The 16,149-nt window shown below is 70.6% G+C and carries 13 protein-coding genes and 1 pseudogene; 5 read left to right on the top strand and 9 right to left on the bottom strand.

The window, feature by feature from the left end; translation table 11 throughout:
- The first annotated feature begins 42 nt into the window (after window positions 1–42).
- Window positions 43–984: a DMT family transporter gene (locus PQS31_RS05930; protein WP_272761742.1), complete on the top strand. Its 942-nt coding sequence runs from the start codon at window positions 43–45 to the stop codon at window positions 982–984.
- A gap of 70 nt (window positions 985–1,054) precedes the next feature.
- Here the strand turns inward: PQS31_RS05930 and PQS31_RS05925 are convergent, their stop codons facing one another.
- Window positions 1,055–2,122: a sensor domain-containing diguanylate cyclase gene (locus tag PQS31_RS05925; RefSeq protein WP_272761741.1), complete on the bottom strand. Its 1,068-nt coding sequence runs from the start codon at window positions 2,120–2,122 to the stop codon at window positions 1,055–1,057.
- 194 nt (window positions 2,123–2,316) lie between these two features.
- Between PQS31_RS05925 and PQS31_RS05920 the strand changes: the two genes are divergently transcribed.
- Window positions 2,317–2,541, top strand: a complete 225-nt coding sequence (locus PQS31_RS05920) for an RNA-binding S4 domain-containing protein (protein WP_272761740.1) — start codon at window positions 2,317–2,319, stop codon at window positions 2,539–2,541.
- 30 nt (window positions 2,542–2,571) lie between these two features.
- Here PQS31_RS05920 and PQS31_RS05915 read toward each other — a convergent pair whose 3' ends face one another.
- The gene (locus tag PQS31_RS05915) at window positions 2,572–3,072 is read right to left on the bottom strand and encodes a DUF4019 domain-containing protein (protein ID WP_272761739.1); all 501 of its coding nucleotides are present in this window, start codon (window positions 3,070–3,072) and stop codon (window positions 2,572–2,574) included.
- A 181-nt stretch (window positions 3,073–3,253) separates the two neighbouring features.
- Between PQS31_RS05915 and PQS31_RS05910 the strand changes: the two genes are divergently transcribed.
- Window positions 3,254–3,811 carry a LemA family protein gene (locus tag PQS31_RS05910; protein ID WP_272761738.1) on the top strand — a complete coding sequence of 186 codons (558 nt, stop codon included), beginning with the start codon at window positions 3,254–3,256 and terminating at the stop codon, window positions 3,809–3,811.
- A gap of 420 nt (window positions 3,812–4,231) precedes the next feature.
- On the opposite strand, the gene soxR is transcribed toward PQS31_RS05910, so the two are convergent.
- On the bottom strand, window positions 4,232–4,666 hold the full coding sequence (gene soxR, locus PQS31_RS05905) for a redox-sensitive transcriptional activator SoxR (RefSeq protein ID WP_272762126.1): 435 nt from the start codon (window positions 4,664–4,666) through the stop codon (window positions 4,232–4,234).
- An 81-nt stretch (window positions 4,667–4,747) separates the two neighbouring features.
- On the opposite strand from soxR, the gene PQS31_RS05900 reads away from it, so the two are divergent.
- Together PQS31_RS05900 and PQS31_RS05895 are read left to right on the top strand one after the other, a co-directional pair.
- Window positions 4,748–5,773, top strand: a complete 1,026-nt coding sequence (locus PQS31_RS05900) for an NADP-dependent oxidoreductase (protein ID WP_272761737.1) — start codon at window positions 4,748–4,750, stop codon at window positions 5,771–5,773.
- Between the two features lie 87 nt (window positions 5,774–5,860).
- Entirely contained in the window at window positions 5,861–7,699 is a 1,839-nt protein-coding gene (locus PQS31_RS05895; protein ID WP_272761736.1) for an ABC transporter ATP-binding protein, read from the top strand.
- Between the two features lie 105 nt (window positions 7,700–7,804).
- Here the strand turns inward: PQS31_RS05895 and PQS31_RS05890 are convergent, their stop codons facing one another.
- From PQS31_RS05890 to PQS31_RS05865, 6 genes and pseudogenes are all read right to left on the bottom strand, one after another.
- Window positions 7,805–9,106, bottom strand: a complete 1,302-nt coding sequence (locus PQS31_RS05890; protein WP_272761735.1) for a hypothetical protein — start codon at window positions 9,104–9,106, stop codon at window positions 7,805–7,807.
- Window positions 9,107–9,231: 125 nt separating this feature from the next.
- A complete protein-coding gene (locus PQS31_RS05885) occupies window positions 9,232–10,236 on the bottom strand; it encodes an alpha/beta hydrolase (protein WP_272761734.1) in 1,005 nt (334 codons plus the stop codon).
- Window positions 10,237–10,347: 111 nt separating this feature from the next.
- Window positions 10,348–11,019, bottom strand: a complete 672-nt coding sequence (locus PQS31_RS05880; RefSeq protein WP_272761733.1) for a class I SAM-dependent methyltransferase — start codon at window positions 11,017–11,019, stop codon at window positions 10,348–10,350.
- A complete protein-coding gene (locus tag PQS31_RS05875; RefSeq protein WP_272761732.1) occupies window positions 11,016–12,374 on the bottom strand; it encodes an amino acid permease in 1,359 nt (452 codons plus the stop codon). Before PQS31_RS05875 ends, PQS31_RS05880 begins: the two co-directional genes overlap by 4 nt.
- Before the next feature lie 255 nt (window positions 12,375–12,629).
- A pseudogene (locus PQS31_RS05870) lies at window positions 12,630–13,220 on the bottom strand (ribonuclease H-like domain-containing protein); the annotation flags it as partial.
- A 341-nt stretch (window positions 13,221–13,561) separates the two neighbouring features.
- Entirely contained in the window at window positions 13,562–15,988 is a 2,427-nt protein-coding gene (locus PQS31_RS05865; protein WP_272762125.1) for a DEAD/DEAH box helicase, read from the bottom strand.
- Between the last annotated feature and the right edge of the window lie 161 nt (window positions 15,989–16,149).

Raw genomic sequence — 16,149 nt, 5'->3', positions numbered from 1 at the left:
GGCGCCCGTGGATAATGCGCGCCCGCCCTCGATCCCGCGCCGATGACGCCCGTCGCCAAAGCCCACTGGCAGATCCACCTCTGCGTGCTGCTGTGGGGTTTCACCGCCATCCTCGGCAAGCTGATCACCCTGCCCGCGTTGCCGCTGGTGTGGTGGCGGATGCTGCTGGTGGCCGCGGTGCTGATGCTGGTGCCGCGCGTATGGCGCGGGCTGCGTGCGATGCCGCCGCGCTTGCTGCTGGCCTACACCGGGGTCGGCGCGCTGGTCGCGCTGCACTGGCTCACGTTCTACGGCGCGGTGAAGCTGGCCAACGCGTCGGTCGCGGCCACCTGCATGGCACTGGCGACGGTGTTCGTGGCACTGATCGAACCGCTGGTCGCGCGCAGCCGCTTCTCGTGGCGCGAACTGGCCCTCGGCGTGGCGGTGCTGCCTGGCGTGGCCCTGGTGGTCGGCGGCATTCCCGACGGCATGCGCATCGGCGTGGCGGTGGGCGCGCTGTCGGCGGTGTTCGTCGCCTGCTTCGGCTCGCTCAACAAGCGCCTGGTCGAGCGCGCGGATCCGCTCACCGTGACCGCACTGGAGCTGGGCGCCGGCACGCTCACCCTCACCCTGCTCGCGCCGCTGATGCCGCTGCTGTTTCCCGCGTTCGCCGGCAGCCTGCTGGTGCTGCCCGGCCTGCAGGATGGCGGTTATCTGCTGCTGCTCGCCTTCGCCTGCACCCTGTTTCCGTTCGCGCTGTCGCTGGTGGCGCTGCGGCACATGAGTGCGTTCGCCGCGCAGCTGGCGGTGAATCTCGAACCGGTCTACGCGATCGCGCTGGCGATCCTGCTGCTGGGCGAACAGCACGAGCTTTCGGCCCGGTTCTACGTCGGCGTCGCCATCATCCTGGCCGCGGTGCTGCTGTATCCGCTGCTCGCACGGCCGCGGCGGATCACGCATGCGGAAAATCTCGCGGCCGGCGAGGCCAAGCGGATCACCGACTGAAGCGCCGTCTCCGGCGATCGCCGGACACCGCCCGCGGCGGATGCCCGTGTCGTCGCTGCGCGCTCCCGCCTCAGGGCAGCGCGCACACCCGATCGCGGCCCTCGCGTTTGGCCGTGTACAGCGCCTGGTCGGCACGGGCGAGCAGCGACGAGGCGTCTTCGTCCCGCTCGAGCGCCGCGACCCCGATGCTGATCGTCACCGGCAACCCGGTGGGCATGGCCGCGACCGCTTCGCGCAGATGGTCGCATTCGCGCACCGCTTCGTGGAGGGCGCGTCCCGGCAGCAGCCATACGAACTCCTCGCCGCCGAAGCGCGCCAGGCGACCACGCGCCGCCTCGGCCGACAGCAGCATTTCCCCCAGCGACTGCAACACGCGGTCGCCTTCGGCATGACCGTGCAGATCATTGATGGACTTGAAGTGGTCGATATCCACGATCGCCACCGACAGCGGTTCGCCGAGCGCATGGGCCTGGGTGATGGCCTGATCCAGCGTGCGGGAGAACGCACGGCGGTTGGCCAGGCCGGTCAAGGGATCAGTCAGTGATTGCGTTTCGAGATCCGAATTCTGCTGTTCCAGCTCCCGCTGGTAATGCAGCAGCTGCTGCTCGTACCAGCCGCGCTCCTCGAGTTGATGCCGCAGCTCCCGGCTCACGCGGTGCAGTTCCATCAGGCGCGACGCCTGCCGCGACAGCGCCTCGAGCGCGGTGCGCTGCTGCGGTGCCAGCTCCCGCGGGCGGTCGTCGAGCACGCACACCGTACCCATCGGTTGACCATTGGTCGCCCGCATCGGGGCACCGGCATAGAAGCGGACACGTGGTGTATCCGTGACCAGCGGATTGAGGCTGAAACGCGGATCCCGCGACGCATCGGTCACGATCATCGTCTCGGACGGATTCAAGATGGCGTGCGCGCAGAACGCCACTTCGCGCGCGGTGCCGTCACCGTCCACGCCGTGTGCGGCCTTGAACCATTGCCGGTCGCGATCGATCAGCGAGATGACGGCCATCGGGACATCGCAGATCGCCGCCGCGATCGCGACGAGATCGTCGTAGATCGCCTCGCGCCCGGTATCGAGAATCCGGTAGGCATCGAGGGTGGCCTGGCGCGCTTCCTCGTCGGCGGGAACCGGTGCGGGCATCACGGTTGAGATCTCTGCATCACGCGAAACGGATCGGCTGGCATCCGCGGCCTCCTGATGGCGTCGCGGCCACGGTAACGCACCGTGACTGACTGCGGGTACACAGTCACCCGGCGACGTTCACGGTGAGTCGGCGACCGGCCATGGCGGGATCGCCATGGCCGATAATGCACGGCCGACCCGCGAGAACGCCGATGACCGAGACGATCGAATTTCCGCTCGAAGGCGAGCATGTGGAACTCAACCAGCTGCTCAAGCTGGTCGGCCTGTGCGACAGCGGCGGTGCGGGAAAGATGCTGGTGGCCAGCGGAGCCGTCCGGGTCGACGGCGCGGTGGAACTGCGCAAGACCTGCAAGATCCGCGCAGGCCAGACGGTGGCGCTGGGCGCGCACACCATCCACGTGCGCGCGGCCGATTGAGCGACGCGCGCCCTGTCCCCGGCGCGAGGCTCAGCGCACGCTGTAGCCGGACACGCGCCAGGTGCGGTCCTCGTCGAGACGGAACGAGACCAGTTCCCGGATCGGCTGCGGCTGCGCAGCGAACGTGGTCGGAAATGCCACGTTGATGTAGATGCCCGCCGGTACCGATTCACCGGCCTGGAACTGCGAACGGCTGACCGCGGGCGCATCGCGGCGGGTGGGTGCACCGAGCTGGCTGCGGTCGGTGGCGAGCTGCCGGATGAAGGTGTCGCGATCCACCGCCGTCTTCATCGTCTGCGACGCCCCGTCCCAGACCTCGCCCGCGCGATCGGCGTCGATCATCTGCAGCACCTGCTGGGCGGCCGCGCTCATCTCGGCGTTCTGGCGTTCCACTTGGGCCTGTTGTTCCGGCGTGAGCGGCGCCTGGGCGGCCGCCGGGGCCGGCGCGGCGGGGGGCGGCTGCTGGGCACCGGCCGTGGACGCGCATGCGACCAGCAATGCGGCCGACATCGGGATGCGGAGGGACTTCATACGACAACACTCCTGCTGCGGCGATGAGGGGACCGAGTGTACGCGGCGGCGGACGCGGGGCAAGCGCGCCCGCGGACCTGCGCCCGCCGTGCCGGCATCATGCGTGTCGCGGTATCCTCGCCCGCATGGTCCACGTCTACCGCTCTCCCCGCGGCGCCGCCCTGCACGAGGCGCAGTCGGCGTGAGCATCGCCCTGGTGTCGGCCGGTGGCGTCACCCTGCTGTTGGGCTGGGCGGTCGTGGTCTTCAACCGCCTGGTCAGACTGCGCAACCAGGTGCGCACGGCCTGGGCCGACGTCGACGTGCAGCTGATGCGCCGTCACGATCTGGTGCCCGCCCTGACGCGCGCGGTGTCGGCCTATGCCGGGCACGAGCGCGGCACGCTCGAGGCGGTGACCGCGCTGCGCGATCGCGCGCAGGGGCTGCACGAGCCCGTGGCCCTCGCGGCGATCGAGCCCGCGCTGGCGGCCGGAATCCAGCGTCTGCTGGCCCTGCGCGAGGCCTACCCGGACCTCGCAGCGAGCGCGAACTTTCTGCAGCTGCAGCGTGATCTGGTGGACGTCGAATCCCAACTGCAGTACGCGCGGCGCTTCTACAACGGCGCAGTGCGCGAACTCAACGACGCCGTGCAGCGGGTTCCCGATCTCGTCGTGGCGCGCGTCTCCCGGATCGGTCCGGCGGCGTTCTTCGAGGCCGACGCCGCCGGCCGCTCGGCCGTGCAGGTGCACCTGCCGGAATGAGCGCTGCGACGGCGGGCGCGGCGGGCTCCGGGGACTGCGGAAATCGTCAACCGCCACGAACCGAGGGCATGCGGCCGCGGTGGTGACGCGCGCCCGGTGACGTGATCGGCCCGGCGCACGCCGGGCGGCGTGATCGAAGCAACGACGTCGGCGGCAGGCCCGCCGCCGGCGCGCGCTCGACAGCGACATCCGGCCACCCTGCACGCATCCGCAGGCGCGGCGCGCCGGTGTGGCGGCGGGATCCGGGCCCCGGTCCGAGTTCCCGGGAGAACGGCCAGGGCCGCTGCGGGAATCCACCACCCCATGCCTGCTTCCGTCAGTGGAACCGCCGGGTCGGGCGCGTGCGTCCCGCACGTCGAAACAGCGCCCCAGGCCGAACCTGTCGCCGCGCGTCCGGATTCCGCGCGCGGCGGTCTCGCCTCATCCCTCCAGATACGGCGCGCCGGGCCCCCGCTCCGCGGCGATGTCCTCGGGATTTCGCAGTGGACATTGCCTCAGCGAGAGGCAGCCGCAGCCGATGCAGCCGTCGAGCTGATCCCGGAGCGCGCTCAGCCGTGCGATCCGTGCATCGAGTGTGGCGCGCCAGTGCCGCGACAGGCGGGTCCAGTCCTCGCGCGTGGGGGTGCGGCCGTCCGGCAACGTCTCCAATGCGGCGCGGATTTCCGCCAGCGGCACGCCGGCGCGCTGCGCGACGCGGATCACGGCCACCCGGCGCAAGACGTCGCGCCCGTAGCGGCGCTGGTTGCCCGCGTTGCGCGCGCTGCGCAACAGGCCCTGGCGCTCGTAGAAGTGCAGCGCCGACACCGCCACGCCGCTGCGTGCCGCCAGCTCGCCCACCGAGAGGGCGTCGCCCACCGTGCCCATTGCATCCGCCCCGCTTGACCTCAATCAATGTTGAGGTTCTACCCTGCCCGTCCACCGACCGCAAGCCGCCCTATGCCGATGCATCTCGACGCCGAATCCGCCTGCAATGCCGACACCGACCCGGCGTTCGCCCCCGACGATCTCGCCGCGGAGACCATGACGGCCATGGCCGTCGCCGATCCCGGCGCTCGCGGCGCGTGGCGCCCCGTCGACATGCCGATTCCCGCCCCCGGCCGCGGCGAAGTGCTGGTGCGCGTGCTGTCGGCCGGCTTCGGGCACTGGGATGTGCTCGAGCGCGCGGGACGGCTCGGTGCGTCGACCGCGACGGATTTCGTCAGCGGCTCGGAGGGCGCCGGCACCGTCGTCGAGGTCGGTGCGGGTGTACACCACGTCCGCGAAGGGGACCGGGTCTGCGGTCTGGTCATGACGCGCCGCCCCGGCTACGGCTTCCATGCACAGTTCACGCTCGTCGACGCCCACCATCTCTGGCGGGTGCCGGCCGGCCTGCCGCTGCAGCAGGCCGCGGCCCTGCCGGTCGATGGCGGCCTGGCGATGCACGCGGTGGACGCGGCGCTGCGTATCGCGCCCGGCGACGCGCTGCTGGTCTTCGGTGCCAGCGGCGGCATCGGCCACATGGCCCTGCAGTTCGCCCGGCTGCGCGGGGCGCGTGTGCTGGCCGTGGCATCCGGGCGCGACGGACAGGCGCTGGCGGAACGGCTCGGCGCGGACATGGCGATCGACGGCCGACGCCACGACATGGCCGCGGCGCTGCGCATCTTCGCGCCCGCCGGCCTCGACGCGGCCCTGCTGACCGCAGACGACGGCCCCATCGCGGCAACGGCCGTGGCGGCGTTGCGTCCGGGCGGCCGCCTGGCGTGGCCGCACGGCGTGCGTCCGCCGCCGGCCCGCGCCGACATCGCCGCCGTGGCGTTCGGCGCCCGTGCCGGCGCCGAACACGTGCACGCCGCCTGCCGCGCGATCGAACGCGGCCCGTTCCACCTGCACCTGGGCGCACGCCTGCCGCTGTCGCGCATCGCCGAGGCGGTCGAGGCCCTCGAAGGCCACCATCTGGGCCGGATCGTGCTCGACGTGCCCTGAGCGCCGCGCGCACCACGCGCGCATCCCCGACAATGGGCCGCCCGAGTGCCCCCCATCGCCGCGTCCCGCGGCGCACCAAGGTCCGCCATGCTCCGCTGGTTCGAAAACCGCATCGACCCCTTCCCGCCGGCTGCGCCGGCGCAGCCCCCGACCACGCTGTTCGCCTTCTGCATGCACTACGTGCGCGGCAGCGGACGATGGCTGCTGTTGATGGCCGTCTTCACCGCGGCGATCGCGATCGCCGAGGTCGTGCTCTACGCCTACGTCGGTTCGCTGGTCGACCGCCTGGCCGCACATACACCGGACAGCTTTCTCCAGGCCGAAGGCGGGCGCCTGCTCGCGATGGCGGTGCTGGTGCTCGTCGCACTGCCGCTGCTCACGCTGTTCAGCTCGCTGATCATCCATCAGACCCTGCTCGGCAACTTTCCGATGCGGATCCGCTGGAACGTGCATCGCTATCTGCTGCGGCAGTCGATGGGCTATTTCCAGGAAGAGTTCGCCGGCCGCATCGCGACCAAGCTGATGCAGACCTCGCTCGCGGTGCGCGAGACGGTGATCAAGCTGCTGGACGTGGGCAACTACGTGCTGGTGTATCTCACCGGCGCGCTGGTGGTCGCGGCCTCGGCCGACTGGCGGATGATGCTGCCCTTCATCGGCTGGGTGCTCGCCTATGCGGCACTGATGCGGGTCTTCGTGCCGAGACTGAGCCGGATTTCCGAACGCCAGGCCGACGCGCGCTCGGTGATGACCGGCCGCATCGTCGACAGCTACACCAACATCGCGACGGTCAAGCTGTTCTCGCATTCGCAGCGCGAGCAGGCCTACGCGCGCGAGGCGATGGACGGCTTTCTCGACACCGTGCACCGGCAGATGCGTCTGGTGACGATGGTCAACGTCTGCAATTACGTCCTGAACATGCTGCTGGTGGCGTCGGTCGCGGCGCTGGGTCTGTGGCTGTGGCTGGGCGGCGCGATCAGCACCGGTGCGATCGCGGTCGGCCTGGCGCTGGCCCTGCGGATGCTGGGCATGTCGCAGTGGATCATGTGGGAGTTGTCGGCGCTGTTCGAGAACATCGGCACGGTGCGCGACGGCATCAACTCGATCTCGCTGGCGCCCACGGTGGACGACGCGGCCGACGCCGCGCCGCTGCCGGTCGTCGCCGGCGACATCCGCTTCGAGCACGTGGATTTCCACTACGGCCAGCAGGACCGTCGTCTCATCGAGGGGCTCGATCTGCACGTGCGTCCAGGCGAGAAGATCGGCCTGGTCGGGCGCTCGGGCGCGGGCAAGTCCACGCTGGTGAACCTGCTGCTGCGCTTCTACGACCGCGAAGCCGGCGTGATCCGCATCGACGGCGTCGACATCGCCACCGTCTCGCAGGATTCGCTGCGCGCGCAGATCGGCATGGTCACCCAGGACACGTCGCTGCTGCACCGTTCGGTGCGCGAGAACATCCTCTACGGCCGGCCCGACGCCACCGAAGAGGAGATGCTCGATGCCACACGGCGGGCCGAAGCGCACGATTTCATCCTGACCCTCAGCGACGCCAAGGGCCGCACAGGCTACGACGCCCATGTGGGCGAACGCGGGGTCAAGCTGTCCGGCGGACAGCGCCAGCGCATCGCGATCGCACGCGTGCTGCTGAAGAACGCACCGATCCTGGTGCTGGACGAAGCGACATCGGCGCTCGATTCCGAGGCCGAAGCCGCGATCCAGGAAAACCTCTACCGGTTGATGGAAGGCAAGACCGTCATCGCGATCGCGCACCGGCTCTCGACGATCGCGGCGATGGACCGGCTGATCGTCATGGACCACGGCCGCATCGTCGAACAGGGCACGCACGAGGCGCTGATCGCCGCCGACGGCATCTACGCACAGTTGTGGCGCCGCCAGTCCGGCGGATTCCTGCAGGACGACGCGATCTGATCCGCCGCGTCCTCGTCTGCCGCGCCGTCCGGCGCGCCGCGGCGCGAGGCGGCGCGCGAATCGACGCGGACCGGGCCCGGACGCGCCGCCCGCATCTGCCCGGGATCAGCCCTCCTCGCCCGTCTCTGCACTCTCGGCGGCTGCGGGTTCGGGGCGAACGGGCGATTCGTCGGACGGCGGCGCCGCAGGCGCTGGACCGTTCGCCGCCTCGGCCGCCGGCGCCCGTGGGCCCGGCGCGCGTCGCCGCACGGGCGCCGCGTCGGCCGCGGGTGCGTCGGCCGCGGGTTGCGGCTCGACCCCCGGCACGCCGAGGATGCGCAGCCGGCTGGCGACGTCGGCCGCCGCGGTCATCTGCCCCACCAGATCGAACTCGGACAGCGGACTCTCCGCCGGGCACTGCTCGTCGGGGAAACCGAACTTGCCGCGCAGTTCCAGTCCGCAGGCGGCGAGTTGCTCGACGTCGCGATCCGGCGCGTTGCAGGTGGTGTCGAAGGCACGCACGTAGGCGTCACGCCGGTTGACGAAATCCTGACCGCAGGTGCGCATCAGACGCAGGCGGTCGAGATCGTCCTGGGCCGGGTTCACGCCGTCCAGGCCGTAGAGCTTGAGTTCGTCGGGCGTCAGGATGCGCAGGCTGCGGTTGGGCACGGCCATCATCAGATCGGCCACGGCGACCGCGGCGCCATTGCGCTCCAGGTAGTCGCGTACGCGCCCGTACACCGCGCGCAGCTCACGGTTGAGCTCGGCGCGTGTCGACGCACTCGAGCTCATGCGGATGATGCGGTGGATGCCGACCCGGCCACCGATCAGCCGCGTGTCGCCGCCAGCCAGCACGAACACGCAAGAGCTGTGGCAGACCGCGCCGTCGCGCACCCAGATCGTCCAGCGCGACTCGGCGATGACGTCACCGGCGCGAAGGGCTTCCTCGACCATGCCGCCGCTGGAGTCGATGTCGAGCACGCGCTTGTTGATCGCCAGGTCGTCGGCGACCACCGCGAGTCGCTGCATCAGCTGGGTGAATTCCTGGGTGACGCGGCCCCGGTAGCGCAGCCGGAACACGCCGCGTTCGGCGCAGGCCGACATCGCGGTTCGCAGGGCCTCGCGATCGAACTCGCCCAGTGCGTCGCCGTCGCCGGCGTTGGCGTAATCCAGTTCGCAACTGAGCGATGCGGTGCCGTCGCTGAGCGTCATCGGCGACCAGTCGACACCTTCGATGCCGGCCTCCGGCAGCGCGACCTCGGGCATGTCCTCGTCGGCCAGCGGCGCGGTACTGACCGCGCCGCCCTCCTCGGGGCTCGCGACTTCGACCGTCTCCACCGGCGACGCGGCCGGATCGGTGGCAGGACGGCACGCGGCGAGCGCGGCGCAGACGATCAACGGCAGCAGGGCGGGACGCCAGAACGACATGGGAACAACGGACTCCGGAACCATACGGGCCGACGCGGCCTCGACCGATTCAGTTTAGGGCGTGGGCCGGGATGCGGAAGAACGCGGTCTGAACACCCGCCCGCAGCCGCCCGCGCGGATCGGGATTACAGGTGTTCGAGCAGGGCCGCGTGGAACACGTCCGGCGATTCGACCTGCGGCGAATGGCCGAGGGTCGGAAACTCGACGAGCCGCGCATCGGGAATCGCCTCGGCGGCGCGGCGTCCGAGCACCGGGTAATCACCGAGCCGGGCCGCCACGTCGGCCGGCGCGCGGTTGGCGCCGGGCGCGGTGCGGTCCTTGCCGCCGATCATCAGCAGCGTGGGCACGCGCAGTCGGGGAAACTCGTGCACCACCGGCTGGGTGAACACCATGTCCGAGGTCTTGGCCTGGTTCCAGGCAACGATCTCGCCATCGGGCCCTGCGTACATGCCGGCCAGCATCCCGACCCAGCGGTCGTAGCGCGTTGCCCACCGGCCGTCGTAATAGAAGGTGCGCTGGTAGGCCTTGATGCTGTCGAACGTGGTCGTCCGCTCGTTCCGCACCAGTGTGTCGATGCTGGCGTAGGGCACGCCCTCGGCCTGCCAGTCCTCGAGCCCGATCGGATTGACCAGCACCAGGCGCGCGACCTCGTCGGGATACTGCAGGGCATAGCGCGTGGCGAGCATGCCGCCCATCGAGTGACCGATCAGCACCGGATGGGCCACGTCGAGTGCCTCGAGCAGGCCACGGGTATTCGCCGCGAGCTGCGCGAACGAGAACTGGTAGCCACGCGGCTTGGTCGAGCCGCAGAAGCCGATCTGGTCCGGGGCGACCACGCGCCAGCCGGCCTCCACCAGCGCGCGGATGGTGTCCTCCCAGGTCGCCGAGCAGAAATTCTTGCCGTGCAACAGCACCGCGGTGCGCCCGTTGCCGGGGCCGTCCGGACGGACGTCCATATAGGCCATCGACAGCGCCTGCCCCTGGGATTCGAACGCGTGGGCCAGGCGCGGGTGCGGATAGTCGAACCCCTGCAGCTCGCCCCCGTACGACGGCGCCGCGGCGAGCCCGGGCAGGCTCGCAAGACCCAGCAACGCGGCGGCGAGCGAGGCGGCGACGCCCGGTGATGTCATGGGAAACTCCTCTCGAGTGCCACCGGCGTCGACGCCGGTGGCCGCATCACGCCGGCGGATGCCGGGTGTGGGACAGGACGCGGCCGCCGGAGCGCACCGCGTCCCGGTGGATCAACGCTCGGGCACCGTCCACAGGTAGATGCGGGTGCCGTCGACTTCCTGGGTCTGCTCGGGCGCCCACTGGTCGGCCATGTCGAAGGCGTGGCTGACGATGCGGGTGCCCGGCTTCAGCTCGGCCAGCAGCTTGGGACGCAGCTTCACGTTGAGGCTCTGCAGCAGATACAGGGTGACCACGGTGGCCTCGCTGATGTCCTCCTCGAACAGGTCGGCCTCCTTGAACGTCACCAGATCGGTGACCCCGGCCGTTTCCGCATTCGCGTTCGCCTCGCGCACGCGCACCGGATTGATGTCGATGCCGACGGCGCGCACGCCGAAGCGCTGGGCCGCGGCGATGGGGATGCGACCGTCGCCCGAGCCGAGGTCGTAGAGCACGTCGCCTGCGCGCACCCCGGCGAGGTTGAGCATCGCATCGACCACGGGTTCCGGTGTGGGCACGTAGATCACGTCGGGCTCGCGCGCCGGGCGCGGTGCATCGCTCACGGCCGCGGCGTCCTCCCCGATGGCCGCGGTCACGGTGTGGGTGGTATCCACGGGCGCATCGGCAGGCGCGGCCGCGGCGCTGCCGCCGGCCGGTTCGTAGGCGTTGACCGCCTGGTCGGCGCAGGCCAGCAGGATGGGAGCGCAGATCGCGAGTGCGAGCAGGGACTTCTTCGAAGGTGTCATGGCAGGTCGTCCTCGGGTCGTGTAGTCGGTTTGATCAGCAACAGCAGGATTCCGCCCACCGCGAGCACGCCGACGCCGAACAGCGCGCCGCGGCCGGTGTAGGCCAGGCTCGAATACAGCAGGTAGGCACTGGTGATGCAGAACAGCAGCGGGAGCGCCGGGTAGAGCGGCACGCGGAACGGACGCGGCAGGTCGGGATCGCGCCGGCGCAGCACGAACAGCGCGATGCCCACCAGCAGGAAGAACAGCCAGAACACCGGCGCGGTGTATTCCACGGCGACCTCGAAGCCGTCGCGCGCGAACGCGCCGAGTACGACCAGCGCGAGCGCGAGCACGCCCTGGGTGACGAACGCGGCGCGCGGCGTGCCGCTGCGCGCGTCCCAGCGCCCGATGAAGCCCAGCGCCGGGAAATCCCGCCCCACCGCATAGACGCTGCGCGCGCCGGTGATCATGGTCGCGTTGGCCGAGGTCAGCGCCGCCGCGATGACGATCGCACTCATGACGATCGCGCCCGAGGGGCCGAGCACCCGCCCCATCACCTCGGCCGCGACCGCGCTGTGCTCGGCCATGCCGCCGAGCCCGAGCACGCGCAGGTAGGCGAGGTTCACCAGCAGATACAGCGCGGCGATCGCGATCAGGCTCAACACCAGCACACGTGGCATCCAGGTTCTGGCATCGCGCACTTCGGACGTGACGTAGACGGCTTCGTTCCAGCCGCCGTAGGTCAGCAGCACGAACACCAGGATCAACCCGATCGCGCTGTCGCCGCCCGTGCCGGGCACGGGCGCGATGTCGGCGGGCGCGAACCACAGTCCCGCGACGACGATCACGAGCACACCGATGATCTCCGCGACCGTGAGCCACGCCTGCACCGTGGCGCCCTGCCGTGTCCCCAGCCAGTTCACTGCGGTGAGCACGAGCACGGCGGCGCCGGCGTAGAGCGCGGACGAGAGCGGGCCCACGTCGTAGAGCTGGGCCATGTAGTCGCCGACGATGAAGCACAGCAGCGCGATCGAGCCGGTCTGGATCACCGACACCCGCGCCCAGGCGAACAGGAAGGCCGGACGCGGCCCGTAGGCGCGCCGCAGATAGTTGTAGTCGCCGCCGGCCTGCGGATAGGTGGTGGCGAGCTCGGCGTAGCACAGCGCGCCGATGATCGAGAGCACGCCGCCGACCACCCAGGCGGCGAGCATGACGAACTCGCTGCCCGACACCCCGGCAATCAGCGACGGCGTGCGGAAGATGCCGGCGCCGACGACGACGCCGATGGTGATCGCGAACGCGTCGCGGGCGCGCAGTGTGGCGCGCGGGGACACCGGGTCGGCCATCGCGGGCCGGCGTTCGCGTGTATCCATGAAGCTCCAGAGTGACGCGGGCGGTCGCTGCCGGACGGCGAGCGGATCGGGACTGCTGGGCCTCCGGATTCAAGCATCCGGGCGATGCGGAGCACGTGAACGCCGTGCGGCATGAAGCACCCGACAGGGCACATGCACCTGCGGCGCGTGCGGGAGCGCGCCCGAATGGAATCGAGCCCACCGGCAGGACGCGCGCGACGGTCGACGTGACGCCGCCGCAGGGGCCATGAGGGCGCAGCGGGTTCGGGCGGGGCTTCAGTCGACGCCGCAGTCGCCGTCGGCGTCCGCCTGCGCGTCACGCACCACCACCGTGTCGTGCACCGGTTCGTCGCGCATCGCCTCCAGCAGACCGAACAGGCTGCGCAGGTCCTGGGCATTGTGCAGGCCCACGCGCCGCAGCGTGTCCGCACTGCCGCCGCGCAGATAGCGCAACCATGCGGCAGGCGCCTCGCTGCCCGGCAGGTCGTCCTCGCGCAGCACCCCCAGCAACTCGCGCTCCACCGTCGCCAGCTTGCAGTTCGCCCACACGCCGCGATAGCGGCGCCGCACCGGGTGCAGCAGATCGACGTGACGCAATTCCACCAGCGGATCGCGCAGCCGTGCCAGGCGATAGCGCGTGGTCAGCAGGGGCCGGTCGTAACTGCGCCCGTTGTAGCTGACCAGCACCGTCTCGGGCCGCAGCCACGTCGAAAACGTCTTCAGCATCGCGCGTTCGGCACCGAGCGTGGTGATGCACAGCTGACGGATGCGCAGCGCTCCCTCGACGAAATCCGCCGCGCCGATCATGAAGGCGCGCGTGCCGGTGCCGCCGGCGAGGCCCGTGGTTTCGGTGTCGAAGGCCAGCAGATGGGCGCGCTTCGCCGGCTCGTGACGGATGTCGCCGAGTGCGAGCTCGTCGTCGTCGTACGGCCACGCCGCCGTCTGCTCGAAATAGCGCAGCCCCGGTGCGATTTCGTCGCCGGGCAGCGCGCGGTCGACCGGCGCCGGAGGGCGCATCGCCGGCGTCGGCGCGCGCAGCTTCATCAGCTTGCGCAACTGTTCGACCACCTGCTCCGGCGAACGCGCGCCATCGGCGCGCGGCCACTGCGCGCGCGGCACGGTCGACGGCAACGGCGGTGTCGGGGTCACCGACGGCAGCACGGTCCCGGCCTGGCTGCGCAGCAGGCCCAGGCGTTTGCCCAGCGCACTCATGCCGGCTGCTGCGACGCGTGCATCAGCAGATCGATCACCCGCGCCGCGAGCTGGCGCGGCGTGCGCTCGGCGTCCTCCTCCGAGGCGAGAATCGGCCCCACGCAGGCCGGGCAACCGGCCCGGCAGCTGCAACCGGCGACCAGCGCCGCGGCCTTGCCCAGGAGCTCGTCGCGACGCTCGAACAGCGGTGACGACAGGCCCACGCCGCCGGGATAGTTGTCGTAGAGATACAGCGTGGGCGCGAAGCGGCCGAGCAACTCGATCGAGGTGCTGCTGCCGTCGCCGTCGCGCAACTGCCCGCGACCGCGCTGGTCGGCGGTCGCGAACCAGGTGCCGTCGCCGCTGCCGACGGCTTTCTGCAGATCCCGGCTTTCGGCCATCACCGCCACCTGCGCGACCAGATGCAGCGCATACGAGGCGCCGAGGAAGCCATCCAGCGCCTCGTGGCGCGCATCGAATGCGCGGTCCAGTGCCGCTTGCGGCAATTGCCACCACACGGAACTCGTGTGCAGTTCCTGGTCGGGCAGATTCACCGGCCCGTAGCCGATGTTCTCGTGGGTGTGGAAGCGGATCTTCTTGTAGCCCGACACGCGGCGCACCACGTGCACCTCGCCGATGTGCGCGCTGCCCTGCCCCGCATCGGCCTGTTCCCCGTCGTCGAGCACCTTGAGCTTGGTGTAGTCGATCGCGTCGGTGTAGTAGTCGACGTTCGTGCGCGTGACGTAGGCCTTGCGGCCCTCCCAGTCCAGGCGTTCGACCTGGAAGGGCTCGGACTGGATCATGTGGATCGCGCCTTCGTACAACGTGAGCGCGGCGGCGGAATAGTCGACCTCGGCGATGATCGTCTGCCGCCCGTCGGTGCGGTCGACGACGACGAAGTTGCCGTCGGCGACCGAACGCAGGTTCACCGCCTGAGCCGGATAGCTGTCGGCGATCCACTCCCAGCGATCGCCCTCGTGATGCAGCACACCGGATTCGGCCAGCACTTCCAGCCACGGCAGTGGCGCGACCGGGCCGAACATGTCGCCATCGACGAAGGGCAATTCGAACGCGGCGCAGCGGATGTGGTCGAGCAGGATCAGAGGCTGGTCGGGTTCGATACGCGCGTGCTCGGGGTTGGCATCGGCGAAGAACTCCGGATGCCGCACCACGTACTGGTCCATCGGCTCGGAACTGGCCACCAGTACGCCCACCGACGGCTGCTGCCGACGCCCGGCGCGGCCGAAGCGCTGCCAGGTCGCCGAGATGCTGCCCGGATAGCCGTTGAGCACGACGACATCGAGACTGCCGATGTCGACGCCCAGCTCCAGCGCCGACGTGCTGACGATGCCGTCGATGCTGCCGGCGCGCATCTCGCGCTCGGCCGCGCGACGCTCGGTCGGCAGATAGCCGCCGCGGTAGGCGCGGATGCGCTTGGGCTTGCGTGGGTCGTGGTCGAAGACTTCCTTGAGGTACTTGGTCAGCACCTCGACCATCAGCCGGGTCTGGCAGAACACCAGCGTTTTCAGCCCGGCGCGGATCGCCATGCGCGCGATGCGGTTGGACTGCGAACGCGCCGATGCGCGCAGGCCGAGATCGGGATTGACGACCGGCGGGTTCCACAGCAGCACGTGCTTGTCGCCGCGCGGCGCGCCGGATTCGAGGATCGCCTCGAGCGCGGCATCGTCCACTTCCACCAGCGCGCGGCCGTGCTCGCGCGCATTGCCGATCGTCGCCGAGCACAGGATGAACTGTGGGGTGACGCCATAGAACGCGCAGACGCGCTTGAGCCGGCGGATCACGTTGGCGACGTGCGAGCCGAACACGCCCCGATAGGTGTGGATCTCGTCGATCACCACGTAGCGCAGGTTCTCGAAGAACTGCGCCCACTTGGTGTGATGCGGCAGGATCGCCTGGTGCAGCATGTCCGGATTGCTGACCACGATGTCGCCATTGATGCGGATCGCCTGGCGCGCATCGCCGGGCGTGTCGCCGTCGAACGTCGCCGCGCGCAGGCCCAGTTCGCCGGCCGCGTTGAGTTCCAGCAGGTCGGCCACCTGGTCCTGGGCCAGCGCCTTGGTCGGAAACAGGTACAGCGCCTTGCTGCGCGCGGTGATCGCCGCCGACAGCACCGGCAACGTGTAGCAGAGCGACTTGCCGGAGGCGGTCGGCGTGGCCACGACCAGATGCCGCCCGGCCTGGCTCGCCGCCCACGCCTCGGCCTGATGCCGGTACAGCCGATCGACGCCGCGACTGCGCAGCGCGCGTGCCAGGGCCTCGGGCACGTCGTCGGGTATGGGCGCGTAGTCGCCCGCCTGCCCCGGCAACAGCAGGGTGCCGGTGACCCGACCGGGGTACTTGGCCGCCAGCCGCGCCGCCAGCACGCCACCGGTGGCCGTATCCCCGCTCGGCACCGGCAGGGAGGCGGGGTCGGTCTTGAGGATGGCGTTCACGGGCAACTCCGGGCGGCAGGCGGGCCGGGAGCCTGACGCCGAGGCGTCTCACGGCACGAGACTGCGGCACGTCGGTGCGCACGTACCGATTGCTTCACGGCATCGCAATCCGCCGCCTCCTAGCCTCGGACGCCCATTCGCTCCCCCAAGGA

Origin of the sequence: Luteimonas sp. BLCC-B24 (assembly GCF_028550595.1) — a bacterium.
Lineage (GTDB): Bacteria > Pseudomonadota > Gammaproteobacteria > Xanthomonadales > Xanthomonadaceae > Luteimonas.
The sequence above is the reverse complement of the archived record's forward strand: the minus strand, read 5'-3'. Positions and strand labels throughout refer to the sequence as shown.

Bases quoted from the DNA above. Each gene is read 5' to 3' on its own strand.
- PQS31_RS05930 (WP_272761742.1), top strand. From the start codon at position 43: ATGACGCCCGTCGCCAAAGCCCACTGGCAGATCCACCTCTGCGTGCTG.
- PQS31_RS05925 (WP_272761741.1), bottom strand. From the start codon at position 2,122: ATGCCCGCACCGGTTCCCGCCGACGAGGAAGCGCGCCAGGCCACCCTC.
- PQS31_RS05920 (WP_272761740.1), top strand. From the start codon at position 2,317: ATGACCGAGACGATCGAATTTCCGCTCGAAGGCGAGCATGTGGAACTC.
- PQS31_RS05915 (WP_272761739.1), bottom strand. From the start codon at position 3,072: ATGAAGTCCCTCCGCATCCCGATGTCGGCCGCATTGCTGGTCGCATGC.
- PQS31_RS05900 (WP_272761737.1), top strand. From the start codon at position 4,748: ATGCCGATGCATCTCGACGCCGAATCCGCCTGCAATGCCGACACCGAC.
- PQS31_RS05895 (WP_272761736.1), top strand. From the start codon at position 5,861: ATGCTCCGCTGGTTCGAAAACCGCATCGACCCCTTCCCGCCGGCTGCG.
- PQS31_RS05890 (WP_272761735.1), bottom strand. From the start codon at position 9,106: ATGTCGTTCTGGCGTCCCGCCCTGCTGCCGTTGATCGTCTGCGCCGCG.
- PQS31_RS05885 (WP_272761734.1), bottom strand. From the start codon at position 10,236: ATGACATCACCGGGCGTCGCCGCCTCGCTCGCCGCCGCGTTGCTGGGT.
- PQS31_RS05880 (WP_272761733.1), bottom strand. From the start codon at position 11,019: ATGACACCTTCGAAGAAGTCCCTGCTCGCACTCGCGATCTGCGCTCCC.
- PQS31_RS05875 (WP_272761732.1), bottom strand. From the start codon at position 12,374: ATGGATACACGCGAACGCCGGCCCGCGATGGCCGACCCGGTGTCCCCG.